Origin of the sequence: Massilia sp. Bi118 (genome assembly GCF_918697865.1) — a bacterium.
GTDB lineage: Bacteria > Pseudomonadota > Gammaproteobacteria > Burkholderiales > Burkholderiaceae_D > Telluria.
This window is the reverse complement of sequence record NZ_CAKKMV010000022.1, coordinates 23,595-48,663: the sequence shown is the minus strand read 5'-3', so window position 1 is coordinate 48,663 and position 25,069 is coordinate 23,595. Positions and strand designations below refer to the sequence as shown.

Sequence of the window (25,069 nt, the reverse complement as noted above, 5' to 3'; positions counted from 1 at the left end):
TAAACAGGCGCGAGCAGGATAGCACTTAGTGTTGGCGCCCGAAAGATGCAATACGGCCGCCTCTGCTATGATCCCGCCTTTGCTTCTCCCGCCCTGTCGCTTCCCATGGACGCCTTCCTCGTTTCCACCGGCATCGTCGCCCTCGCAGAAATCGGCGACAAGACCCAGTTGCTGGCCTTCCTGCTCGCTGCCCGCTTCCGCCGTCCGCTGCCCATCGTCTTCGGCATCCTGGTCGCCACCATCGCCAACCACGCCTTTGCCGCTGCCGTCGGCGCCCTGGTCGGCAAGCTGCTCGGCCCCGAGGTGATGCGCTGGGTGCTGGGCCTGGCCTTCATCGGCATGGCGGCCTGGATCATGGTCCCGGACGACATCGACGAGAACGCATCGACGCCGGCGCGCTTCGGCGTCTTCCTCACCACCGTGCTGGCCTTCTTCCTGGCCGAGATGGGCGACAAAACCCAGGTGGCGACCGTGGCCCTGGCCGCGCGTTATTCGTCCGCGGTGGCGGTGGTGTGCGGCACCACGCTGGGCATGATGCTGGCGAACGTGCCGGCTGTGTATTTCGGCGACCGCATCGCCGGCCGCGTGCCTTTGACACTCGTGCACGGGCTGGCGGCGCTGATCTTCCTGGTGCTGGGTGTCGCTACCCTGCTCGGCGCGGGAAGAAATTTGGGCTTTTGAGGCGCTCGGCTTCTAATCCGCCGCCTGGTCGACCCAGACCGGCGCCGACCACAGCACCTTGCCGTCGTCCTGGGTCAGCTTCGCATAATAGAAGTGCGGCCCCAGTGACGGTGTGATGCTCACCGTCGCCTCGGACGCCATCTGCGTCACCATGCCGTTCCGGCCCGGCACTCCTTCCATGATCGCCACCGTGGCCGCTGTCCGTCCTGCGCCGTTCGCGAACTGCACGCGCAACTGCAGCGGCCCGCGGTTGCCGAAGCGTTCGCCCATCAGCCTGCCGTTGGCCGTCAAGACCAGCTGCGACTCCTTGTCCATGGTCGCGAACACGCGCCGCGCTTTCAGGGCGGCGACGAAGCTGTCGCGGCTCAGGACTTCGCCGGCCGGCAGCAGCACCGCGGTACGGTTGGTATAGGACGCGCCCCAGTTGGCGCAGTGGTTGTCCTGGTTGCTGCTGAAGGCGACGTGGTAGCCGGCTTCGAGCAGCTTGTTGCAGGCCGTCTCGAAGTTGCTGCGCCGGGTCTCGCCTTCCTTGTCGTTGGTCGAAAAGGCCGTGCTGTTCATCACTTCGCACAGCGCCATCGCCTCGTCGCCGTCCGGCGTGTATGCCAGCGCCACGCCGTTCACCTTGAACTGGTCCTTCAGTGAGGGATGGTTGAACTGGCCGATCCAGCCGCGCTGGCGCATCAGCGTATAGAGCGCTCCGTAGTCGTTGCGCGGCGTGAGGGTATCGGCCAGCAGCTCGCCCTTGCCGTTCTTTTCCCAGCCCAGCAGCTCGTCGCTGTTGAAGATGTTCAGGTGGCCGCCATTGCTGATCACGCCCCACTCCATGCCGTACAAGGCCAGGAAATCCTTGTGCGCTTCATTGAAGGCGCGCGCCGTCTGCAGGCCGGCCTGGTACAGGGCCCTGGCCGCGGCCGGGTCGGCGTCCGCCTTCGTCCCGTCCGAGCCGTCGAACATGTGGTTGTGCTCCGAGACCATCAGCATGTCGAGCCCATGTTCGCGCGCATAGGGAAAGGCGGCGTCCGGACCGAAGGGCGCGGTCTGCGGGTCCTGCGCGCCGCGGCAATCGTCGAGGGCGGCGCCGCCGTCGCTGTCGCGGGTCTGGCTGTGCAGGTTGCCGTAATAGACGGTATAGGGCAGCGCGCCCGGCGCCGGCGCCGCCTGCAGCAGGCCGCGCCGGCTGGGCAGCGGCGCGAAGGACGGCAGGGCCGGCGCCGGCAGGCTGCCGACGGCGATGTCCCAGGCCTGCTCGACTTCCTCGCTGCCGCTTGCCGCGCGCAGGCGCACCTTGTACACGCCGGGTGCGGGCGGCCGGCTCGCCACGCGCCCCTGCCAGCGCACCGGGACGTCGAGCGGCCGGCCAGCCAGGGTCGCCTGCCCCTGCCAGCGTGCGACCTGGCGGCCATCCGGCGCCACCAGCTCGAGCCGCCAGTGCACGCTGCGCCGCCCCTGCAATCCCGGGTAGTCGAAGGACAGCGTGAAGGTGCGTGCCTCCGCATGGTTCTCGCCGTGATAGGGCGCGGCCAGCGTGGCCTCGAATTCCTGGTGCTCGTGCGGGGCGGCTGTCGAGGCTGCGGCAGCGGCAGCGGCAGCGGCAAGGTGGAGGAAGCTGGCCGCTGCGAACACGAAGCAGTCGGACCAGGCCAGGGAGGAGGTGGGGAATGAGGTTTTCATGATGCAATTTTTGCAATTGCATCCCTCCCCCATCTTGATCACCGGATCATAACGATGTTAAATTGTTATTAGTTAATTGACAAAAATAAAGCCAGCGCGAATATCCCGGCTGAATCCCTTATTCGCCACTCTCATAGAAGCGATCCTTGGCCAGCATGACCTCATGGTGCCCGCGCCCCGCAGGAATCATGGGGAAGCAGTTTTCCGTTTGCTGGACCACCACGTCGAGCAGGAAGGGACCGCTTGAAGACAGGCACTCGGCGAGCGCCTCCTCGAGCTGGTCCGCATGCTCGACCCTGCGCGCCTGCCAGCCGAAAGCGCGCGCCAGCGCGACGAAATCCGGCAGCGCTTCCGAATAACTGTGGCTGTAGCGGGCGCCGTGGTGCAGCTCCTGCCATTGCCGCACCATGCCCATGCAGCCGTTGTTCGACAGGACCACCTTGATCGGACAGCGATGCTGGACCGCGGTGGCCAGCTCCTGGATATTCATCAGGATGGAGGCGTCCCCGCTCACGCACACGACGGTCTTGTCCGGATGCGCGACCTGGGCGCCGATCGCCGCCGGTATGCCGTAACCCATGGTTCCCGCACCGCCCGAGGTCAGCCAGCGCCGCGGCGCATCGAAGCGCAGGTACTGGGCCGCCCACATCTGGTGCTGCCCCACGTCCGTGGAGACGATGGCGTCGCGCCCGGCCAGTCCGGCGGCGAGGGCCGTCATCAGCTGTTGCGGTACGATCGCCGGCGTGGAGGTGCTGAAACCGAGGCTGCCCACCTTGCGCCACTTCTCGATGCGTTGCCACCAGTCTGGCGTCGATACCAGCGGCGCCTCCATCGCCGCCAGCCTGCGCGCCAGGGCCGCCAGCACGGCGCGGCAATCGCCGGCCAGGCCGACGTCGGCCCGCACGATCTTCCCGATCGATGCGGGGTCGATATCGACGTGGACGATGCGCGCGCCGGGGCAGAAGTCCGCGAGCTTGCCGGTGACCCGGTCGTCGAAGCGCGCGCCGACGCAGACCACCAGGTCGGCCTCGTGCATCGCCAGGTTGGCTTCCAGCGTGCCGTGCATGCCCAGCATGCCCAGCCAGCGCGGGTCCGAGGCGGGAAAGGCGCCGAGCCCCATCAGCGTGAGCGTGCACGGCGCGTTCTTCATGCGCACCAGCGCGGCGAAGCCGGCGCAGGCTTCTTCGCCGGCGTTGATCAGCCCTCCCCCGCCGTAGAAGACGGGACGCGCCGCGCCGGCGATCAAGGCCGCGGCCCGGTCGAGCAGCGCCTCGGCGACTGGCGGCAAGGGCGCGGCTGCAGTCACGGCACGGACCTCGGGCGGCGCAGCGCGCGCCAGTTGAAGGTCCTTCGGCACATCGACCAGCACCGGCCCCGGCCGGCCCTGCGTGGCTTGGCGAATCGCGGCGCGGATCGTGTCCGCGATGGCGTCGACGCTGCGGACCTGCGCATTCCACTTCGTGACCGCGCGTGAAATGCCGAGCGCATCGCACTCCTGGAAGGCGTTCGTGCCGATCAGGGACGTGGCGACCTGCCCGCTGATGCACAAGACCGGAATCGAGTCGCACAGGGCATCGAGCAGGCCGGAGGTCGTATTGGCCATGCCCGGTCCGGAGGTGACGAAGACCACGCCCAGGCGCCCGGTCGAGCGCGCATAGCCTTCGGCAGCATGAACCGCCGCCTGCTCGTGCCTGACCAGCACATGGCGCAGGCGCGGTTCCTGGTACAAGGCGTCATACAGCGGCAGCACCGCCCCGCCGGGATAACCGAAGACGGTATCGACGCCGGCGTCGATCAGGGTGCGCAACAGCAGCTGCGCCCCGCTCGGGAAGTCATTTTTCATCCATGAATCTTATCGGCGCAGGCGCTGAAAGTGCTTCATAATTTCAGCCAATTACGCCTGAATACTGAAAAATTTATGGACAATATTGAGAATCACGGAAAAATTTTCGACAGCCACGACCGCGCCATCCTGCGCATCCTGCTCGAGGATTCGCGCACGCCCCTGCAGGAGATCGGCAAGGCGGTCGGGCTGTCGACCACCTCCTGCTGGAACCGGATCAAGCGCATGACGGACAGCGGCGCGATCCAGGGCTATACCGTGAAGGTGGACCTGGCGCAGATCGGCTACCAGGACACGGTGATCGTGCAGGTGACGCTGGGCAGCCATAACCAGGAGACCCTGAATGCCTTCGCCCGTGCACTGGAATCCATTCCCGAAGTCCTGGAAGCCTTCCTGATTTCGGGCGACTACGACTACTTCATCCGGATCGCGGTCAAGGACACGCGCGACTACGAGCGGCTGCTGCGCGAACAGCTGTACCAAATCCCGGGTATCCGCCACAGCAAATCCAGCTTCGTGCTGCGCACGCTGAAGAAGGCGGATACGCCGCTGACCGGCTGATCAGAAGTGGTATTCGGCGCGCACCATGGGCGTGCTGGCGCGCTGGCCGCGGCTGCCGGTGGTGGCCGCCGTGTTGCCGAATTTGTTGTTCCAGAACTGGTATTCGAGGCCGATGCGGAAGCGGTTCTTCGGCTGCCCGAAGCGGCTCCCCACGTCGTACATCAGCTGCATGTCGAGATTGGTCTCGGCGCCGGTCGGGTTGCCGACTTCGTCGCGGCCCTTGGCGGCGATGTAGTTCAGGTAGCCCTCGAAGGACCAGCCGGAGGCCCAGCTATCGGGGATCGGAATGCCCCAGCTGGCCGAGAACATCGGGTGGTAGTCGTAGGTGTAGCGGCCGCGCACCTCGGAGATCGGCGGGAAGGCGCCGCTCGGCGCATTGCTCTCGCGGAGGAACAGGATGCCGGTGCTGAGGAAGCCCGGCACGTCCCACATCAGGGTCGGCCCGGCCACCAGCATGCGCTTGCGCGAGTTGTAGCCGACGTCGTTCTTGGTGTTCCAGTCGAAGCCCAGCACCAGGCCCAGTCCCTTCACGGGGCCATAGGCGATGGGGGCGCCGCGCAGCGCGCCGATGTCGAGCGTGTGGCGGTAGACGATATAGGCCTCCTGGGCGCCGTCCGTCTGGTTGAGCGAACCGGGGTCGTTGCTGTCCGACTGCAGCAGGTCGACGTTGAAGTAGTTCGAGCCGTACTTGTAGCCGCTGGCGTGGGTCAGCGCGAAGATGTGCTTCTTGATGTCGGCCGGGTTGTAGGGCTCGCGGAAGCGCTGTCCGTAGCGCCAGCTGATGGCGGTGTCGCTCCAGTCGGCGGCGCTCGCGGGCAGCGCGGTGCTCGCGCCGACAGCCAGGAATCCAAGGGCGGCCAGGGCCGCGGCGTTGCTGCGTTCGCTCATCTTTTTCCCTATGTTATCGAGTGAGTAAGGCCGGGATAGCGCTAGTGTAGCGGGAAGCCGCCACAGCCGGCGGGCGCTTGTGGCGCGCGCGCCAAAGGCCCGCCGGCGCGCAGCGCGGCAGGCGACGATTCGGAAGAAATCGGTCCGGACTCAGCGAGCGCCGGCCAGCGCCACGCCCCCTGTCAGGCTCCAGGCCTGCGGATGGCCCAGGCGCTGCAGGCAGGACGCCGCCCGCGCGCTGCGGTTGCCGCTGCGGCAGACGAACACCAGCGGGCGCCGGGCCGCCAGCAGCTGGTCGAGATGCTCGGCCAGGCGCGACAGCGGCAAGGCCTGCGCCTCGCGGCCGCACAGGCGGATGCCGCCCGCTTCCAGCTCGCAGGATTCGCGCACGTCGACCAGCAGCGCATCCGCGTGCATGCGCAGGAAGTCGTCCAGTCCTTCCGGACGCAGCTGCCGCGCCTCGCCCGGCGTGTGGCCGGCCTTGCGCAAGCCTTCCGCCGTGGTGCAGGGCGCGCCGCCGATGTCGAGGCCATGGCACAGCACCGTGCCGCCGTCGATCAGGCGCGACAGGTCCTGGGCCTCGGCGTCCGCCATGACGGCGCCGCCGATGAAAGCCAGGCGCACCGCGGCGGCATCCAGCCGGCCGCCGACCGCGTGGCCCAGCAGGTAGGCGGCGCCGCTGCCATCCTCGTCCGCCAGGCGCACCAGCACTTCGGCGCCGACTGCGATCGCGGGCGCCGCGCTGCCGTCGGCCAGCGTCACCATGCCGCCGTCGCGCGGCCAGCCGAGCGTGCCCTGTTCACCGGCGTCCAGTCCGAGGGCGGCGCGCAGCGTGGCGCGGGTGTCGACACCGGCGGCATCGACGCCGGTGCCCAGCACGGCCAGCATGTGCAGGCCGCTGTCCCGAACCTGGGCCGCGAGCCGCGCCGCCATGCCGGCCGGCGGATCGATCGCCACGCAGGTGTTTGCATCGAGGTCGAACAGGATCCAGCCGTGGCGGCCCTCGCTGCTGACCTGCAGCAGGCCGCGCCGGTCGCCGCTGAGTCTAGAGGCGGACAGCGCCGGATGGCGCGCCGCCTGGCCGCAGCGGCGGATGCGCGCGCAGGCTTCGTCGATGAAAGCCTCGGTCGCCAGCGGCCCGAAGGACAGGCGCACGGCGCCGCTGGTGCGCCAGCGCGGCAGGCCCATCGCCTCCAGCACGTAGCTGGGCGCGGCCTTGGCCGCGGAACAAGCCGAGCCCGCGCTGACGCGCACGCCGGCGGCGTCGAACAGGTCGAGCAGTTCCTTGCTCGCCATGTCCGGCACGGCGAAATTCAGGGTGGTCGGCAGCGCCAGTTCGAAAGGCGCGTTGTAGACGATGCCGGGAAAGGCCTCCTCCAGCGCCGCCGCCACGCGCGCGCGCATCGCGGCCAGTTCGGCGTGGCTGCGGAAGGTGTCGCCTTCTTCCAGCGCGGCCAGCACGGCGCCCAGCGCCGCAATGCCGGCCATGTTCTCGGTGCCCGAGCGCTGGCCCGCTTCCTGGCCGCCGCCGATCATCAGCGGGGTGTAGGGTGTTCCTTCCTTCACGTAGAGCATGCCGATGCCCTTCGGCGCATACAGCTTGTGGCCCGAGAAGGGTGCATAGTCGATGCGCGAGTTGGCCAGGTCGAGCGGCAGCTTGCCCAGCGCCTGCACGCAGTCGACCATCCAGTACGCGTGCGCCGCACGCTCGCGCAGCACGGCGGCGATGCCGTCCAGGTCGGAGATCACGCCGGTCTCGTTATTCGCGGCCATGGTGCAGACCATGGCCGCGCGCGGCGCCAGCTCGCGCAGCAGGTCCAGCCGGTGCCGGCCGGCGCCGTCGACCGGCAGCGCGCACAGGGTCAGATTGGTATCCAGCAGGCGGTTCCAGTGCGCCAGGCTTTCCGACACCGCCTTGTGCTCGGTGGCGCCGTAGATCAGCAGGTCGCCGGCATCGAGTCCCGCCGCGCGCCGTTCGCGCACCGCGCACAGCGCCGACAGCACCGCGGTCTGGATACCTTCGGTGGCGCCGCTGGTGAACATCACCCGGCCGCTCGGCGCCCCCAGCACGCGCCGCGCGCGCGCCCGCACGTCGTCGAGGGTGGCTTTGGCGCGCAGACCGGTCGCATGGCTGCTGCTCGGGTTGCCGAAGCAGGCCTGCATCGCCTCGAGCGCGGCGCTGGCGGCGGCGGGCAGCACCTTTGATGTGGCGTTGGCGTCGAGGTAGATATCGTGACTCATGAATTAAATGCCGAAAAAATTGCTAAAAACAAAAAATAATATGCGCACAAGCTTCCATACTTGAGTAATATGTTACGGACTGACGCAGGTTAAGATGTACTAAAATTCCTTTGTTTTCGCCTCAAAGAAGAACTGGCATTCTCATTCTTACTGCATAAATAAAATGAACTCACTCGACAAGTACGATTGCGCGATTCTTGCCGCCCTGCAAGCGGACGCTACCCTGTCGATTTCCGGGCTGAGCGAAAAAGTCGGCTTGTCCAGCACCCCGTGCTGGAAGCGCGTCAAGCGCCTGGAGGAAGAGGGCTACATCGAGAGCCGGGTCAGCATCGTCAACCGCAACAAGGTCGGCCTGCCGGTCACGGTCTTCGTCAGCGTGCGCGCCAAGGAGCACGACGAAAAATGGCTGGAGCGCTTTGCCTCGGCCGTGATCTCCCTGCCCGAAGTGCTCGAATTCCACCGCATGAGCGGCGACATCGACTACCTGCTGAAGGTGGTCACCACCGACATCGAAGGCTACGACCGCTTCTACAAGAAGCTGATCAAGACCGCCCAACTGGCCGGCGTCTCCTCGGCCTTCTCGATGGAGCAGATCAAGTGCACCACCGCGCTGCCGCTGGAACTGATCTCGCACGGACTCGCCGCTTGAACCTATCTGAAGGTTTTACAGAGCGCCTAGGAAAGCCTCCAGGGCAAGGCGCATCGCCGCAGTGGCGGACCACGAAGACAGTACGCTAGTACGGCGAGACGATGCAACGCCGCCATGGAGGCTTTGTTAGGTGCTCTGAATCGTGCGATGATGGCGCGCGTTGAAACATAACGGAGACAAGCAAGAATGCCATCGATTTTCAAGATTGCGCCGCTGGCGCTGGCCGCTTTGGCCGCCGCTTTGGCCTCGTCAGGCGCCGCCGCCCTGGCCCAGGACCAAGTGGTGCGCATCGGCGTGAGCGGCCCGCTGTCGGGCGCGAACGCCTTTGCCGGCAAGGACAACGAGAACGGCGTGCGCCTGGCGGTCGAAGAACTCAACGCGCAAAAGCTCAAAGCGGGCGGCAAGACCCTACGCTTCGAACTGATGTCCGAGGATGACCAGGGCGACCCGAAAGCCGGCGTGAACGTGGCCCAGAAATTCGCCGACGCCGGCGTCAAGTTCGTGCTCGGCCCCTACAACTCGGGCGTCGCGATTCCCGCTTCGCGCGTGTACAACGAGGCCGGCATTTTGATGTCGACGGTCGGCACCAATCCCAAGATCACGCAGTCGCGCTATCCGAACGTGTTCCGCATCGTCGCCAGCGACAACCAGGTCGGCGGCTCGATGGCGGCTTACGCGGCCAAGGAACTCAAGATCAAGACCGTCGGCGTGATCGACGACCGCACCGCCTTCGGCCAGGGCATCGCCGAGGAATTCGCGAAGCAGGCGCGCGCCTCCGGCCTGAACGTGGCCGGCCGCGAGTTCACCAACGACAAGGCCAGCGACTTCGCCGCCATCCTCACCGCCTTCCGCGCCAAGAAGGTCGATGCGATCTTCTTCGGCGGCTATGCGCCGCAGGGCGCCCCGATGGCGCGCCAGATGAAGCAGCTCGGCCTGGCCAATGTGCGCCTGCTCGGCGGCGACACCCTGTGCAGCCCGGAGATGGCCAAGCTGGGCGGCGATGCGGTCGGCGAAAACGTCCTGTGCGCCCAGGCCGGCGCCATGCTCGACAAGCAGCCGGGCGGCCCGGGCTTCAAGCAGCGTTATAAACAGCGCTTCCAGCGCGAGCCGGACGTCTACGCGCCGGCCTTCTACGACCAGACCATGTTCATCGCCCAGGCCATCAAGAGCGCGAACACGGTCGACGCCGCCGCGGTGAGCAAGCTTCTCCACACGATGAGCTACCAGGGCGTGGCCGGCACCTACGGCTACGACGCCAGCGGCAACCTCAAAAAGACCGCGGTGACCGTGTACACCTTCAAGGGCGGCGCCTTGTCGCCGCTGGCCAGCTACTAATCGGCCGTCGTAAAGACTGGCCCTACAGGCGGCGACAAGCGTATCCTTGTCGCCGCCTTTATTCATTTCAAAGCACCACGACACATGAAACAGATCCTGACACTGGGCGCGCTCGCTTGCGCCGCCATGCTCGCCTGCGCGCCCGCCGGCGCGATCGAAGCCGCTGCCCCGGCAGCCGCCGTTGCGAAAACCGCCGGCAGCGCCGAATCGAAGCAGCTGAACAAGCTGGCCGACGAGTACTACGATGCGCTGGCGCGCTTCGACCCGGTCTCGGCCGGCGAGAGCGGCGACAGCCGCTTCAACGACCAGATCGGCATGTCGATCGCGCCGAAGAACCGCGCCGCCCAGTTCGCGCGCTACAAGGACTATCAGAAGCGTTTGCACGCCATCAAGCGCGACGCCCTGGCGCAGCGCGACCAGACCAGCTACGACATCCTCGACTACGAACTCACCACCGCGCTGCGCTTCGAGCCCTTCCCCGAGCACCTGCTGCCGCTCAACCAGATGGACGCCCTGCCGGTGACGCTGGCGAACTACGCCGGCGGCGAAGGCGCCCAGCCACTGGCCACGGTGAAGGACTACCAGGCCTACCTGAGCCGCCTGAACCAGCTCGGCCCCTGGATCGACCAGGCCATCGCCAACATGCGCGAAGGGATCAAGCGCGGCGTGGTGCAGCCCAAGGCCATCATGCTGTCCGCCCTGCCCCAGTTCAAGCAGCTGGTGGCCGCCAAGCCCGAAGACAGCATCTATTACACGCCGGCGAAGAAGCTGCCGGCTTCGTTCCCGGACGCCGACAAGAAGAAGCTGGCGGCCGGCTACCGCGCCGCCATCGCCAACAAGCTGAATCCGGCCCTGGTCCGCCTGGCCGATTTCCTGGAGAAGGAATACATCCCGGCCTGCCGCACCAGCACCGGCTGGAGCGCCCTGCCGCAGGGCATGGACTGGTACCTGGTGCGCGTGGCGAGCCAGACCACGACAAGCCTGCAGCCGGAACAGATCCACCAGATCGGCCTGCAGGAAGTGGCGCGCATCCAGAGCGAGTACGCGCGCATCGGCCCGCAGATGGGCTACACCGGTCCGGCCGCCGGCCTGCCGGCCTGGGTCTCGGAACAGGCCAAGTACAAGCCCTTCAAGACCGAGGGCGAAATCATCGAGGTCTACCGCAAGCTCAACGCCCAGCTGAACGCCAAGCTGCCGGCGCTGTTCTCGCTGCGTCCCAAGACGCCGCTCGACATCCGGCTGGAGCCGGAGCTGACGCGCGCCACGGCCTCGGACCACTACACTCCGCCGGCCGCCGACGGCTCGCGTCCGGGCGCGTTCTTCACCGTGGTGAACGATCCCACGCAGTACAGCGGCCCCGGCATGGTCACGCTGTTCCTGCACGAAGGCCAGCCGGGCCACCACTTCCACATCGCCCTGATGCAGGAACTGGGCTTACCGAACTTCCGCAAGTTCGGCGGCAACAACGCCTTCACCGAAGGCTGGGCGCTGTACGCGGAGACGCTCGGCACCGAGATGAACCTGTACGGCAAGCCGGAAGACTGGTTCGGCCACCTGAACGACGAGATGCTGCGCGCCGTGCGCCTGGTGGTCGACACCGGCATGCATGCGAAGGGCTGGACCCGCGAGCAATCGATCCAGTACATGCGCGATACCCTCGGCTATCCGGAGTCGATCGCGCGCAGCGAGACCGAGCGCTACATGGCCTGGCCGGGCCAGGCCCTGGGCTACAAGATCGGTTCGCTGAAGATCCAGGAACTGCGCCGCCGCGCCGAAAAAGAACTCGGTTCGAAATTCAGCCTGCCGAAGTTCCACGAGATCGTGCTGGGCGAAGGCACGCTGCCGCTGGAGCTGCTGGAGAAGAAGGTCGACCGCTGGATTGCGGCGTCGAAGTAAGCCTCGGTGAAGCCGGGTGGCGTGCGCTCGGAATGAATGAGCGCTCACGTCACCCAGCTTATTCAGATGTTCGCCAAGGACCGGCTTCGGACCAGTGCATTTTAAAATCCTGGCCTTCAGCGACGCTCGACAGGACTGGTACTATGAATTCCTTGAGTTGCCGGATCACCTCCGGCAAAACCGGGGCGTTCAACTTATTTTTTCTGGTGAACGCATTCCATTGACTGTTTTTGCTTCCATCGCTGGCAAAGTCATCGGACAGTCCAATCAGCTCGGCGGTAATGGCTGTTTTTCTTCTCTCAAAAGTGGCGGCGATCGCCTGGTGCAAAACCTCGCCCTCAAATTCCACGTACTGGCTCAATACCCATAAGTCGAAGTAGTCCTTGAGACGTGTATTGGCCATGGCCAGCTTGGCGATTGCCTCGGTTTTCTCTGCGATCACCGTGTCCTTTGGATAGGCCCGCAGCGTCGGGCTCGGCATATCGGCAAGCAGGACCGGATAATCGATTTCAAGGGCCTGCGGAGTTACTGCATCCCCGTATCCGATGTCGACCTGAATAGGGCAACGAACGCGGTTGATGAGCCCCAGGAAGGTCACGCGAACGCCCTCGTAATTGGCGTCCTTCCTAATCTCTTCGGCCTGCACAGTACCGGGATCGAAGACGATCCCGTCTTCGCATGCGACAGCACAGACATCCTTGAAGATATTCGCGAGGGCGTCCAAACCATGCGTTCCAAAGCCGAGCATGTCCACATCGGTGGTTGGGCGATGCGGCATGTCGAACCACAGGTTGAAAAGCATAGCGCCTTTCAATAAAAAAGATCTCGCGTGCTCAGATCGCGAAAGCCGATACAGCATGCGTTCCAGGCCGTAGCGTGTAAGCATCTGTTGATAGTCGACGTTTTCTTGTTTCGCCTTGGTCTTGAGTTTGGCAAGAACTGAATCGGACACGTTTTTCATCGGCTAAATGAGCGATTCAAGATACGGACGCATTACTTTTTCCACTCGGCAAATTTTGCTGAAATGGTATAGCTCGGTCATCGTCACACGCTTTTTCTTCCATGCGTCTTGAAGAGCCTCTAGAGCAACGTCGATACCTATTTTGTTCCGATACTTGAAGCAATCGGCGACGGTTTTGGCGACGCTATAAACCCTGATCGACTGCCCTTCGATGAGATGGGTTTCGACCCCTTCGCTCAACGCTTGTCCTGAATACCAGACGACATGCACTGGCGGATAATCGATTTTGGGAATGCGCGCCTTGTTGGGGATTGCCAGCCATACTTCAAAAGGGGCTTGTGTGGTTAGCCGATGGAAGCGCAGTGCCGTTAGAAGACAGAAAACGCCTTGCCGGCTTTGCGCCGCAACCTCGAGTAGCCCGTCCAGTTCAGTGCTATCGCGCTTGCTACTAGCGTAGAGGCCACGCGCCACGCGAACAAGTTCGCCTTGCTGAACAAGACGCGTGAGGGTAATGCGTGGCGTCCCAAGCTTCACCGCGTCGGAAGCGCGAAATGTTGGGCGCTCGGCGGCCAGAAGCATGATAGGTGACTGCTTTTTCCTCATGCCCTGATTGTTCCATATCGTCGGTAAATGTCAATAAAATCCGACGGTTTAGAACATAAAATCGATTCAGAGTTGTTAAACGTCGGTAGATATCCACTTCTACCGACGCTTCGAAACATGAAAACTTACTTCTCTGGCGTCACCCGCCACACCACCCCACCGGCATCGTCGACCACCAGCAGCGCCCCATCCTGCGCCACCGTCACCGCCGCCGGGCGGCCCCAGACGTCACGGTCGCTCAGCACCATGCCGGTCATGAAGTCCTGGTACTGGCCGGTCGGCACGCCGTTCTTCATCATCACGCGGATGACTTTATAGCCGGTGCGGATGCCGCGGTTCCAGGAACCGTGCAGGGCCAGGAAGATGTCGCCCTCGTACTCCTTCGGGAAGGCGTGCTTCGCGCCCGCCGGGGCCTGGTAGACCACCATGCCGAGCGGCGCCGAGTGGGCCTGGATCAGGGTGTCGGGCGTCGTCACTTTGCCCTTCAGGTCGGGGCGGATGCCCTTCAGGCGCGGGTCTTCGTGGTCGCCCAGGTAGTACCATGGCCAGCCGTAGAAGCCGCCCTGCTTGACACGCGTGATGTAATCCGGCGGCAGGTTGTCGCCCAGTTCGTCGCGCTCGTTCACGCTGCAGAACAGGTCGCCCGTCTGCGGATGCACCAGCATGCCGACGCAGTTGCGCAGGCCGTTGGCGAAGTTGCGGCGGTTCTTCCCGTCGACGTCGAACGCCAGCACCGTGGCGCGGTCCGTTTCCTCGGCCCAGGCGCCGCCCAGGCCGTGCTCCTTCTCCCACTGCGCCAGCGGCTGCGCCGGCTTGTTGCCGATGCCGCTGGCGATGTTGGTGGCCGAGCCCACGGACACGAACAGGGTCTTGTCGTCCTTCGAGAACGCCAGCGTGCGCGTGGTGTGGCCGCCGGTCGTGTCGCTCAGCTTGTCGACGACGGTTTCCGGCTCGCCCCTGGCCTTCAGGTCGCCATTCGCATACGGGAAGCGCACCACCGAGTTGACGTTGGCGACGTACAGGTACTTCGGATTCGCGCCGGACGGCCACAGCGCCAGGCCGTAGGGCCGCGACAGGCCGGTGGCGAACACGCTCGCGCTGTCGCTCTTGTCGCCGTCCTTCGAGCGCAGGATGCTCAGCTGGCCCTTGCCCGTTTCGGCCAGGATGATGTCGCCGTTAGGCGCACGCAGCGCCAGGCGCGCCTTGCCGGTATCGGCGGCGAAGGTCGAGACCTTGAAACCTTTCGGCACGGCCGGCATGGCGCCGCTTGGCCGCGCGGCGACCTTCGGACCGTTGCCGGCGCTCTCGCTGGCGAAGGGCGCCGCCAGCTTGTCGATGGTGAGGTGGTGCAGGTCGCCCGGCTTGTCCTCGGTCCAGGCGCCGGCTTTTTCGCCGGCGGCGGCTGCGGTCTTCGGCGCTGCAGCACGAGCGGCCGGTGCAGCGGCCTTGCCGCTTTGCGCAGCCAGGTAGTCGATCACGGCGCCGCGCGCCTTCGCATCGGCGACCCCGATCGGCATCGCGGTGCCCGGCACGTCCTTGCTCGGGTCGCGCAGGAAGACGTCGAGCTCTTCGCGGGTCCAGGTTTTACCCGCGGCGCCGGCTTTCGTCAGCGCGTCGGTGTAGTTGTAGCCGGCCACCGCGGCGGACTTGCGGCCCACCACGTTGTACAGGCCGGGGCCGGCGCGCGAGCCCAGCTTGGGGTCGACCGTGTGGCAGCTGGCGCAGTTGCGCTCGAAATAGGTCTGCCCGGCCGAAGGGGCAGCCTGGGCGGCGCCCGCCATCAGCCAGGCCAGCGCGGTGGCATGAAACGCCAGGGTGGTGCGATGCATGTTCTTCTCCTTATCGAAACGCTCAGTCGATCATGAAGACCGGATAACGGCGCCACTCCGGCTCGCGGTAGCGCGCGCAGTTGGCGAAGATGAAGTCCAGTACCGCGCCCTGGTCGTTCAGCAGCGACGGGTTGGCCGATTTCCACTCCGCGAATTTGGCCGCCAGTTCCGGCTCCTCGCGCAGCAGCTTCTCGGCCTCGTCCTCGAACACATAGTCCGAATACGCTTCCTTCTTTTCCAGCACGCTGTTGAACAGGCCCCAGCGGAAGAAGCTGTCGTGGCCCAGCGGCTCCAGCATCTCGACCGCGTAGCGGGCCTTGTCCTGGTCCAGCGGCACGATGTAGTCGCCGGCGCGCAGGGTAACGCTGGCGCAGCGGCGTTCCAGCTGCACGTCGTCGTGGAACATGTGGCCTTCGTAGGCGTTCGGGCGCGAGCTCACCGACTTCACGTGGTAGCAGGCCAGCTCCTGCTCGCGGTCCGCTTCCACGCGTTCCATGCGCACGCCGTTCCACTGCAGGCGCTCGATCGCTTCGCGCCATTGTTGCGGCACCACGTAGGCGCGCGGCGCCCACACGACCACGTCGGCCGTGAAATGCGTATACCAGGCGATGTCCTTCTCGTAGGGCGCGCTGCGGTCGTACCACAGGCGCTGGTAGTCGCCCAGCACGCTCGGTTTGTATTTCGCTTCGTAGCCCTTGAAACGGAAGCTGGACGGATTCGATTCGTCCATCGCCCAGTGGATCGGCCACTCGCGGCGCGTACGGCCCTGCTCCCTGGCGGCGCGGCGCAGCGCGATGATTTGCTCGCCGTTGGCGACCGTGAAATCGAGCGCCGTTTCGACCAGCGCGCGCATCGAGTGATAGCGGTCGGCGAAGGGCTTCAGCATGTGGGTCTCGGGCATGAAGCCGATCGTGTGGTGCAGGGCTGCGTAGCCGGTCGAGAAGCGCGGCGTCTCGAGGAAGTCGGCGATGCCCTCGTCGGGGATGTCCTTGACCGGGTTCACGTAGGGGCAGGTCGGCCAGCCGCGCTTGTCCATGTCGGCGTACATGGCCGGCAGCATGGTCCCACGCAGGAATTCGCCCAGTTCTCCGCCCAGCTTGTCGGCCTGGGTCTGGATCAGGGTCATGGTGTAGCTGTAGTCGGCGCCGTTCGAGGTGTGGGTGTCGACCATCACGTCCGGATCCCAGGCCGTGAAGAACTCGTTGAACACGCGCGCGGTCAGGGTGTCGCATTTGACGAAGTCGCGGTTCAGGTCGAGGTGGCGGCTGTTGCCGCGAAAGCCGAAGGACTCCGGGCCGTCCTGGTTCACGCGCGAGGTGTTCTGGCGGTTGAAGGCGCCGTCGACGTTGTACAGCGGGATGAAGATGAACACGGTGCGGCCCAGCGCGGCCAGGCGCTGCGGCTCCTGGCAGAAGTCGCGCACCAGCGCCATACAGGCGTCCACGCCTTCCGGCTCGCCTGGATGGATGCCGTTATTGTTGAAGAACACCGGGCGCCCGTCACGCTTGATCTCGAAGCGGTCGAACACACCGTCGGCGCTGATCACGCCGGCGTGGATCGGAACGCCGGCATCCGAGGTGCCGATCTGGCTGAAGCGCAGCACGCGCGGGTGGCGCTTGGCGAGTTCCTCGTACCAGGCGATGCAATCGGCCCAGGTGGTGGTCTGGTTCTGGTTGCCCTTTTCGAAAGGCGTCTTCAATTCATTCGACATGATGACCGTGTGTGATGGTGATGGTGGTGCGGAGACCGTTACGATACCGCAGTATCGTCCTTGAGTGGCAGCTTGATCGTCACCGTGGTGCCGCGTCCCGGCCGTGAGCGCACCTGTATCGTGCCGCCGACGGCGAACACGCGTTCGCGCATGCCGATGATGCCGATGCCCTCCGAGGCCAGGGCCGGGTCGAAGCCTTCGCCGTCGTCGCCGACCTCGATGTGCAGGGCGTCGTCGTCATCCGACAGCACCAGGCTGACGTGGGCCGCGGTGGCGTGCGCATGCTTCATGATGTTCGACAGCGCTTCCTGCACGATGCGGTAGGCGGAAATCGCCAGCTCGTTGTTCAGGCGCGAAAAGTCGCCCTCGGTGTGGAATTCGAAAGCGATGCCGGAACTGGAGCGGTAATGGCTGACCATCTCCTCGACCGCGCCGTGCAGGCCCAGCATGTCCAGCACTTCCGGGCGCAGGCGGCGCACCAGGCGCCGTCCGTTGGCGTACAGGTCGAGCGCCAGCTTGGTGATGGCCTGGGCCTTGGACTGGATCTGCTCGACCTCCGGCCCGGGCACGGCCTTGGCCGCCAGCTGCTGGATGGTCTGCGACTCCAGGCGCACCGCGATCAAGGAAGCATTCAGCTCGTCGTGGATCTCGACCGCGATGGTTTTTCGCTCGTCCTCGATGATGTTGTTGACCTTCTGGATCAGCTTGCGTTTGTCGGCGTCGGCGCGCAGGGCCTCGTTGCGCGACTCGAGCAGGTCGCGGGTGCGCTCGGCCACCTTGTTCTCGAGGTCCTGCTTGGACTGGTCGAGCGCGACCGACATCTCGCCGATCGAGGCCTGCAGCTCGCCGACCTCGCCGCCGGTGGTGACCGGCAGCTCGACGCGGTAGTCGCCGCCGCGGATCGCGCGCAGCACCGCGATCGCTTCCCGCAGCGGCACCGTCAGGCTGCGCGCCAGGAAATAAGCCAGCAAGCCGCTCGCGGCCAGCGCCAGCGCCGCCATCGCCAGCTCGATGCGGAAGCGCCGCAGCTGCTTGGCCACCATGCTGGTCGGCGACATGGTTACCTGCACCCGCCCGACGACCTCGGGGGCGAACGTGGGCGGACGGGTGTCGCTGGAAGCCGAGACGTGCGGCGTGCCGTTGTCCGAGAACAGGTTGATCCATACCACCTGCTTGCGGATCGGCGCCTCGTAGAAGCGCGGCTCGGCCGAGATCGGGTGCTCGGAGACCACGCTGACGGCGTTGCTGCCGTTGGTGTAGACCACATCGATGCGGTAGATGCTGCGGTCCGACTGCACCAGCCCGTTGATGGTCAGGCGCAGGTCGGACAGGTTGCCGGAGATGACGTTGTACTCGCTGGTTTCGGCCAGCGCGCGCGCCAGGATGCGGCCGCGCTCGGCCAGCTCTTCGTCCACCTGGGCGCGGTGCGAATACCAGGAATAGGAGACGAAGGACGAGAACAGCAGCACCACCGGCAGCATGGTGATGAAGGCCATGCGCAGGCCGATGCTCCAGCCGCGCCAGAACCGCAGGAAGGAACCGCGGCGTTTCATGGCTGGGACGCCGGCGGCAGGTGGGCAAAGCTGCGCACTTCCTTGTCCACCCGCAGGTCGAGCGAACGCGCCACGCCTTCGTTGACGATGGTGCGGAAGTAGCGCGGGAACTGCGGCGCCGCCAGCTCGCCGCCGGCCACGTAGGCGCTGGCGATCTCGGCGACCTGGGCGTCGATGTCCTCGATTTCCGAATAAGTCGTGGCCAGGGCGCCGGCCTTGACCATGTCACCGGAAAAGCCGATCACGCCCTGCTTGTGGCGGTAGGTCGAGAGCAGGATGTTGCGGATGCTTTCGGTGCTGTAGATGGCGCTGTCGGGCAGTGCCAGCAGCACGTCGGTCTGGGCGATCTGGTTCAGCAGGCGGTTGATGTCGTCGTCGTTGCCGCCTTCCAGCACCGCCACCTTGTCCGCTTCCAGCGCCGGACGCAGGAAGGCGGTGCCGGCGCCGAGGATGGCGCCCACCCGCACCGGGCGGCGGTAGAGCAGCGTGGCCAGGCGCAGTTGGTCGGTGGGCGCAGGTTCCGCGTAGACGGCGGTGCTGGCCACCGGGCTGGCGCCGCCGTACGCGGCCTGGGCCATGATGGCACGGTAGACCTGGCTCGAGGTGAAGGCGGAGATCACCACGCAGTCGCAGCGCCGCGACGCCACCTCGCGCAGCGCCGCCGGACCGATGGCCACGTAGAGCATGCGGCGGCGCTGGGCCAGCTCGGTGCGGAAGGGAGAGAAGATCGGGACCAGGCGCTTATACAGATCCTCGGCGATGCGCCGGGTGACGGTGCTGTCGTCGGCGGTGAGGATCTGGAAACGGAAGCCTTCGGCGGGTTGCTGCGTGGGTTTGGCGGCGTGGGCGCTTGTGGCGGCAAGGGCGCTGGCCAAAAGAAGGCAGCGTGTCAGGTGGCGGAGTATGGATTCCCGCTTTCGCGGGAATGACGTAGCTAACACGTCGTTCCCGCGGTCGCGCGGACAGTGCCTTTGCACTGTCCGCCCCATGCTGAGCATCCGAAGTCCATAGCCCACGAAATTACGGCTGGATCAAGCCATGCTTCACAGCCAGCTTGGTGATATACGCCTGCCGGTGCACGCCCAGCTTTTCCTTCACCGACTGGCTGATGTTGCTGATCGTCTTGGTCGACAGATTCAGGCGCTCGGCGATCTCGTTGTTGGTCAGGCCCTCGGCCATCAGCCTGAAGATCTCCAGGCTGCGCTCGTCCAGCATCGACTGCGGCGAGACGTCGCCACGCACGGCCAGGCTGGCCAGGCGTTCGGCGATCTGCGGCGGGAAGTACAGCTTGCCGGCGTGCGACTGGCGCACGGCTTCGGCCAGGTCGGCCGGGTCGCAGTCCTTGGTCACGAAGGCGTGCGCGCCCATGCGGTAGGTTTCCTTGATCAGGCTGTCCTGGTCGAACTGGCTGAGGAACACGATTTTCGCCTGCGGATCGGTCTTCAGGATGTTCTGGGCGGCGTCCATGCCGGTCAGCTCGGTGCCAAAGCGGATGTCCAGCACCACCACGTCCGGCTTCTGCTCGGCGTACATTGCCACCGCCTCGCTCGGCGACTTGGCCTGTCCCACCACTTCCATCCCCTGGGCCCCGAGCGACATGGCGAAACCGGTCATCACGATCGGGTGATCGTCCGCCAGCATCACGCGGATCGGCTTTTGTTCTTTAGGCATCTGCTTACCATTCTATGGCATGTGAATGGTGTGATTATTCCATATTAGTACGGCAATACCAACGAAGTCGGAGCATGCAAGGCCTGGAAGAAAATTTACCAAGAATTCGCTTTACACATTGCTAGCTACTAGCATATATTGATTCCACAGATTAGACAAAACCGCTTCGTGCTCGACAACAACAAAGGAGGATGGCCATGCATTTCTCTTACTCGAACCATGGTAGTGGCAGCAAAACCACCAAGTTCATGCTGGTGGCCGGCTTGCACGTGGTGCTCGGCACCCTGTTCGTCCACAGCATGAACACCCGGCATATCTCGATTTCCAGCCTGCCCGAGCAGGTGCTGGTGATGATTGAACCGGAACACGTGCCCCCGCCTCCGCCGCCCGAGCCGCCGAAGCCGGTGCAGCAGCAGATGGCGCCGCCGGAAATCGTGGTGCCGAAGGTCGAAGTCGAGGTGGCGCCGCCGCCGGTGCCGCCGCAGATCCAGGCCGCCGTGCAGACCGAAACGCCGCCGCAGCCGTCCGTCCCGGCCCAGCCCGCGGTCGAAGGCCCGCCGGCCATCAAGCCCGGCGCCAACACCGGCCAGATGCACGCCGCGGTGTTCGCCGACGCCAATGGCTGCGCCCTGCCGGACTACCCGTCCAGCGCGGCCCGCAACGGCGAAACCGGCACCACAGTCCTGGCCCTGCTGGTCGGCGTCGACGGCCGCGTGAGTTCGGCGCGCGTCGAGCATGGAAGCGGCTCGCGGGTTCTCGACCGCGCCGCCCTGAATGCGCTCAGCCTGTGCAAGTTCAAGCCCGCCATGAGCAACGGTGCGCCGGAAGCCGGCTGGGCGCAGCTGGCCTATGTCTGGAAGCTCGACTAAGCCGGTCATGTAACGCGTTCCTTTTCAGCCCGCCGCTCTCCTCTCAGCCTGGCGGGCTTTTTTTCGCCTGGAGTATCGATGTCCCACGATTCCACCCTGCCCGGCGCCGCCGGCTACCAGGGTCTCGCCGCCGCATGCCTGCTCGGCGCGCTGCTGGCCTGGCTCGCGCTGGCCCCGCGCCATCTTCCCGCGCCGCCCGCGGCCGACAGGACGCCTGCCGCCGGCGGATTTTCCGCCGCGCGCGCCCAGGCTCACGTGCAGGCCATTGCCGGCGCGCCGCGCCCGGTCGGCAGCAAGTCCAACCAGCAGGCGCGCGACTACCTGCTGGTCCAGCTGCGCGCGATCGGGCTGGAGCCGGAGGTGCAGACCGGGATGGTGCGGACCGCATCCGGCGATATGACCGCCAACGTGCGCGTGACCATGGCCGAAGTCCATAACGTGGTCGTCAGGAAGCCCGGCATCGTGGCCGGCCATGGCGCCAGGCCGGCGGTGCTGGCGCTGGCCCACTACGATTCCGCCGCCGACAGCCTGGGCGCGGCCGACGGCGCCGCCTCCAGCGCGGCGCTGCTGGAAACCCTGCGCGTGCTGCAGGCCGGTCCGGCGCTCGACAACGATGTGCTGGCCGTGTTCACCGACGGCGATGCCGCCCAGGCGCTGGGCACGCGCGGCTTCATGCAGTCGCACCCGTGGGCGCGCCGCGCCAGGGTCGCGCTGCGCTTCGACAATCCCGGCAACCGCGGCGCACTGCAGCTGATCGGCGCCGACCGCGCGGACGGCTTTACGGTCGGCGCCTGGTCCGCATTGGCGCCCGACCCGCAGGGCTCGTCCTTCATGGGCGCGCTCTATGACAGGCTGCCGCATCACGAAGGCGCGGCGCTGATGGCCGAACCGGGGCCGGCGGTGCTGCATTTCGCCACCACCGCCGGGCCGCTGGGCGGCGGCGCCTGGGACGTGCCCGAACGCCTGGACCGCGCCAGCCTGCAGCACGAAGGCGACACCATGCTGGCCCTGCTGCGCCACTTCGGCGCGGCCGCCCTGCCGGAAGCGGAAGCGCGCGGCCAGGTGTTTTTCGCCCTCCCCGGCCTGGGCGTGCTGCACTATGGCTACCCGATGGTCTGGCCGGTGAGCCTGCTGGCCTGCCTGCTGTACGTGACCGCCTGCCGCGCCGGCATCCGGCGCAGGGGCGTCGACAGCACCGACATCGTGCACGGCGCCTTCGGCTGCCTGGCGATGGCGATCCTGGCCACCGCCGGCGCCTGGATCGTCCGCGATTTCCTGCCCGGGCTCGCGCCACGCTACGACGCCGGCCTGCTGGCCGAGGGCCCGGCGCTGGATGCCGGCGTGCGCTGGCAGCTGCTGGCGTTCACGCTACTGCCGGTGGCCGTGTTCATTGGCCTGCAGCGCCTCCTGCAGCGGCGGATCGGCGTCAATGCCACCACGCTGGGCGCGCTCGGCCTGCTCACCGTCGCCCTGCTGGTCGTCAGCTGGTTCGCGCCGGGCGCCAGCTACGTGCTGGCCTGGCCGCTGCTGGCGGCGCAGGCGGCCTGGCTGGTCCTGGCCAGCCGCCGCGCGCAGGACTGGACGGCGGCGCGCCGGCGCATCGTGCTGCTGCTGGCGGCGCTGCCGGCAGCGCTGCTGATCGTGCCGGCGGCACGCGACAGCCTGCTGTTCGTGTCGCCGAGCTGGCTGGTGCTGCCCTCGGTGCTGGCCTGCTGCCTGCCGTCCCTGTGCGGCCCACTGCTGGCGGAAGTCGGCGCGCGCCTGCTGGTGCGGCCGCTGCTGCTCGGCGTATGGGCCTGCATGGTGCTGGCCCACCGCGGCGACCCGGCGCCGCCCGAACTGCCGCAGCCGAACCGCGTGGTCTACTACAAGGACGCCCTGAGCTGGCAAGCCTTCTGGATGTATCCGCCGGCGCCGCTGGATGCCTGGACGCGCCGGATCTTCCCCAACACCATGCATCCTTACCGGCTGCCCTATCTGTTCGGCCCCGACGGCAGTCCGGTCTGGTATGCGGCCGCCGAACGCGACGACAGCGTCGCCTACCCCTACCTGCTCGTCGAGAAGAGCGAGTACGTCAACGGCGGCCGTCACATCGAATTCCTGCTGCGTTCGAAGAACCGGGCGCCCGCACTGGTGCTGCGCATCGTCGGCGCGGAGACCATCAGGACCAGCGTCAACGGCCGCGTGCTGACCGACCGGCGTTACCGGGGCTGGACGCTGGACCTGCACGGGATGCAGGACCGCGACCTGCACTTCGCCATCGACGTCATCGGCGAACCGGGTTTCCTGGTCTACGTCCAGGAGCGCATACCCGGCCTGCCCGAACGCGACCTGCCGCCCCGCCCCGCCGGCATGCTTCCGCGCCTGCTGCCGCAAACCGCCACCACGATCTCCGCCGACGTGCTTTTATTCCGCTAGAATGGCCGCGCACTCCATTCACTCGGCAGGAATCCATGCACAAGATCGTCCACACGGCCATCGCCGCCAGCCTGGCGCTGGCCTTTTCCGCGCACGCGGCCAAGCCCGTCGCTTCCGCAATCGTTCAAGAGGCGCCGCTGCGCGCCCACCTCGCCTTCCTGTCTTCGGACCTGCTCGAAGGCCGCGGCACCGGCCAGCGCGGCGGCGAGCTGACCGTCGCCTATCTGGAGAACCAGGCCCTGGCCGCCGGGCTGCTGCCGGCGAATAAAGGCAGCTACCGCCAGAGCGTGCGCATTGCCGGCGTCAAGGCGCAGCCTCAGGACAGCTCCGTGTCTCTGGTCGCGGGCGGCAAGCCGCTGGCGCTGAGCTTCGCAAAAGACTGGGTGTGGGCGCCGGGCGATGCGAAGCCGGTGCACGACATGGACGCGGAACTGGTCTTCGTCGGCTACGGCATCGCCGCGCCGGAAGAAGGCGGCTGGGACGATTACAAGGGCCTGGATGTGAAAGGCAAGCTGCTGGTCATGCTGGTCAACGACCCGGCGCCGACCGGCGCGGAGCCAGGCCGTTTCAATGGCAAGGGCCTGACCTACTATGGCCGCTGGACCTATAAATTCGAGGAAGCCGCGCGCCGCGGCGCCGCCGGCGTGCTGCTGATCCACACCGACGCCTCCGCCTCGTATGGCTGGAGCGTGGTGCAGAACAGCTGGACCGCCGAGCGCTTCCAGCTGGCCGACGCCGACCTCGGCACCGGCATGCAGGGCTGGATGACGGACGCCAGCGCGCGCGCCCTGTTCAGCGCCGCCGGCCAGGACCTGGAGTCGCTGCGCGCCGCCGCCGAGGACAAGTCCTTCAAGCCGGTGCCGCTGAACGCCCGCGTGCATGGCCAGACCAGGGCCGCGGTGCGCACGCTGGAGCAGTTCAACGTGGCCGGCATCGTGCCGGGCACCGATCCGAAACTGAAGGACGAACTGGTGATCTACAGCGCGCACTGGGACCACCTCGGCAAGCAGGGCGACAGCGGCGACACGATTTTCAACGGCGCCGTCGACAACGCCTCGGGCAGCGCCGGCCTGCTGGCAATGGCGCAGGAAGCGGTGCGCCACCCGGCCAAGCGCAGCCAGATGTTCCTGTGGGTGGCGGCGGAAGAACAGGGCCTGCTGGGCAGCGCGGCCTATGCCGCCCGTCCGCTGTGGCCTCTCGATAAAACCGCGGCCGCGCTCAACCTGGACAGCCTGAACTTCGTCGGCGCCGTCAGGGACGTCAGCGTGCAGGGCAGCGAACGCAGCACCCTGGGCGCGGCGGCCGCCAGCACCGCCAAGGCGATGAAGCTGACGGTGGCGCCGGCCCATCCGGACCTGAGCGGCGGCTACTTTCGCAGCGACCATTTCAGCTTCGCCAAGGCCGGCGTGCCGGCTTTCTCGGTCGGCAGCGGCCATGACTGGGTGAAGGACAAGGAGGCCAGCGACGCCAAACGCAAGGCCTATTCCGCACGCTACCACCAGGCCAGCGACGAATACGATCCGAACTGGGACCTGTCCGGCATGGTGCAGCAGGCGCAGTACACGCTGAACCTGGGCCGCATGGTGGCCGATGCGCCGGCGATGCCGGCCTGGCAAGCGGGTGACCAGTTTGCGAAAGCCCGCGCTGCAAACAAATAAGACGCGCAAATAGAATTCCCGCGCAGCC

General features: G+C 66.4%; 19 protein-coding genes. 8 read left to right on the top strand and 11 right to left on the bottom strand.

What is annotated here, in order from left to right:
- The first annotated feature begins 105 nt into the window (after positions 1–105).
- Positions 106–681, top strand: a complete 576-nt coding sequence (locus tag LQV39_RS24165) for a TMEM165/GDT1 family protein (RefSeq protein ID WP_230029739.1) — start codon at positions 106–108, stop codon at positions 679–681.
- 12 nt (positions 682–693) lie between these two features.
- Here the strand turns inward: LQV39_RS24165 and LQV39_RS24160 are convergent, their stop codons facing one another.
- Positions 694–2,355: a CehA/McbA family metallohydrolase gene (locus LQV39_RS24160; protein ID WP_230029738.1), complete on the bottom strand. Its 1,662-nt coding sequence runs from the start codon at positions 2,353–2,355 to the stop codon at positions 694–696.
- Positions 2,356–2,473: 118 nt separating this feature from the next.
- Positions 2,474–4,198 carry a biosynthetic-type acetolactate synthase large subunit gene (gene ilvB, locus LQV39_RS24155; RefSeq protein WP_230029737.1) on the bottom strand — a complete coding sequence of 575 codons (1,725 nt, stop codon included), beginning with the start codon at positions 4,196–4,198 and terminating at the stop codon, positions 2,474–2,476.
- Between the two features lie 75 nt (positions 4,199–4,273).
- Between ilvB and LQV39_RS24150 the strand changes: the two genes are divergently transcribed.
- Positions 4,274–4,759, top strand: coding sequence for an Lrp/AsnC family transcriptional regulator (locus LQV39_RS24150; protein WP_230029736.1), 486 nt, complete (start codon positions 4,274–4,276; stop codon positions 4,757–4,759).
- Here LQV39_RS24150 and LQV39_RS24145 read toward each other — a convergent pair whose 3' ends face one another.
- Positions 4,760–5,647: an outer envelope protein gene (locus LQV39_RS24145; RefSeq protein WP_230029735.1), complete on the bottom strand. Its 888-nt coding sequence runs from the start codon at positions 5,645–5,647 to the stop codon at positions 4,760–4,762.
- 150 nt (positions 5,648–5,797) lie between these two features.
- The gene (locus LQV39_RS24140; RefSeq protein ID WP_230029734.1) at positions 5,798–7,888 is read right to left on the bottom strand and encodes an aminotransferase class V-fold PLP-dependent enzyme; all 2,091 of its coding nucleotides are present in this window, start codon (positions 7,886–7,888) and stop codon (positions 5,798–5,800) included.
- Positions 7,889–8,051: 163 nt separating this feature from the next.
- On the opposite strand from LQV39_RS24140, the gene LQV39_RS24135 reads away from it, so the two are divergent.
- From LQV39_RS24135 to LQV39_RS24125, 3 genes are all read left to right on the top strand, one after another.
- Positions 8,052–8,537: an Lrp/AsnC family transcriptional regulator gene (locus tag LQV39_RS24135; RefSeq protein WP_230029733.1), complete on the top strand. Its 486-nt coding sequence runs from the start codon at positions 8,052–8,054 to the stop codon at positions 8,535–8,537.
- 186 nt (positions 8,538–8,723) lie between these two features.
- Positions 8,724–9,872 (top strand): branched-chain amino acid ABC transporter substrate-binding protein, encoded by a 1,149-nt coding sequence (locus LQV39_RS24130; protein ID WP_230029732.1) that lies wholly within the window; start codon positions 8,724–8,726, stop codon positions 9,870–9,872.
- A gap of 84 nt (positions 9,873–9,956) precedes the next feature.
- The gene (locus tag LQV39_RS24125; RefSeq protein WP_230029731.1) at positions 9,957–11,768 is read left to right on the top strand and encodes a DUF885 family protein; all 1,812 of its coding nucleotides are present in this window, start codon (positions 9,957–9,959) and stop codon (positions 11,766–11,768) included.
- 58 nt (positions 11,769–11,826) lie between these two features.
- On the opposite strand, the gene LQV39_RS24120 is transcribed toward LQV39_RS24125, so the two are convergent.
- The 7 genes from LQV39_RS24120 to LQV39_RS24090 form a co-directional block, all read right to left on the bottom strand.
- On the bottom strand, positions 11,827–12,729 hold the full coding sequence (locus tag LQV39_RS24120) for a nucleotidyl transferase AbiEii/AbiGii toxin family protein (protein ID WP_230029730.1): 903 nt from the start codon (positions 12,727–12,729) through the stop codon (positions 11,827–11,829).
- Between the two features lie 3 nt (positions 12,730–12,732).
- The gene (locus tag LQV39_RS24115) at positions 12,733–13,308 is read right to left on the bottom strand and encodes a type IV toxin-antitoxin system AbiEi family antitoxin domain-containing protein (protein WP_230029729.1); all 576 of its coding nucleotides are present in this window, start codon (positions 13,306–13,308) and stop codon (positions 12,733–12,735) included.
- A gap of 149 nt (positions 13,309–13,457) precedes the next feature.
- On the bottom strand, positions 13,458–15,161 hold the full coding sequence (locus tag LQV39_RS24110; protein ID WP_230029728.1) for a PQQ-dependent sugar dehydrogenase: 1,704 nt from the start codon (positions 15,159–15,161) through the stop codon (positions 13,458–13,460).
- Positions 15,162–15,183: 22 nt separating this feature from the next.
- Complete coding sequence (locus tag LQV39_RS24105; protein WP_230029727.1) at positions 15,184–16,872, bottom strand: M14 family zinc carboxypeptidase; 1,689 nt, start codon at positions 16,870–16,872, stop codon at positions 15,184–15,186.
- A gap of 38 nt (positions 16,873–16,910) precedes the next feature.
- Positions 16,911–18,425: an ATP-binding protein gene (locus LQV39_RS24100; RefSeq protein WP_230029726.1), complete on the bottom strand. Its 1,515-nt coding sequence runs from the start codon at positions 18,423–18,425 to the stop codon at positions 16,911–16,913.
- Positions 18,422–19,300, bottom strand: a complete 879-nt coding sequence (locus LQV39_RS24095; RefSeq protein ID WP_230029725.1) for a hypothetical protein — start codon at positions 19,298–19,300, stop codon at positions 18,422–18,424. Before LQV39_RS24095 ends, LQV39_RS24100 begins: the two co-directional genes overlap by 4 nt.
- Before the next feature lie 145 nt (positions 19,301–19,445).
- The gene (locus LQV39_RS24090) at positions 19,446–20,096 is read right to left on the bottom strand and encodes a response regulator transcription factor (protein ID WP_230029724.1); all 651 of its coding nucleotides are present in this window, start codon (positions 20,094–20,096) and stop codon (positions 19,446–19,448) included.
- A 197-nt stretch (positions 20,097–20,293) separates the two neighbouring features.
- Between LQV39_RS24090 and LQV39_RS24085 the strand changes: the two genes are divergently transcribed.
- The 3 genes from LQV39_RS24085 (at position 20,294) to LQV39_RS24075 (ending at position 25,041) form a co-directional block, all read left to right on the top strand.
- On the top strand, positions 20,294–20,965 hold the full coding sequence (locus LQV39_RS24085; RefSeq protein WP_230029723.1) for an energy transducer TonB: 672 nt from the start codon (positions 20,294–20,296) through the stop codon (positions 20,963–20,965).
- A 78-nt stretch (positions 20,966–21,043) separates the two neighbouring features.
- Positions 21,044–23,383 (top strand): M28 family peptidase, encoded by a 2,340-nt coding sequence (locus tag LQV39_RS24080; protein ID WP_230029722.1) that lies wholly within the window; start codon positions 21,044–21,046, stop codon positions 23,381–23,383.
- A gap of 35 nt (positions 23,384–23,418) precedes the next feature.
- Complete coding sequence (locus tag LQV39_RS24075) at positions 23,419–25,041, top strand: M28 family peptidase (RefSeq protein ID WP_230029721.1); 1,623 nt, start codon at positions 23,419–23,421, stop codon at positions 25,039–25,041.
- Positions 25,042–25,069 lie beyond the last annotated feature (28 nt).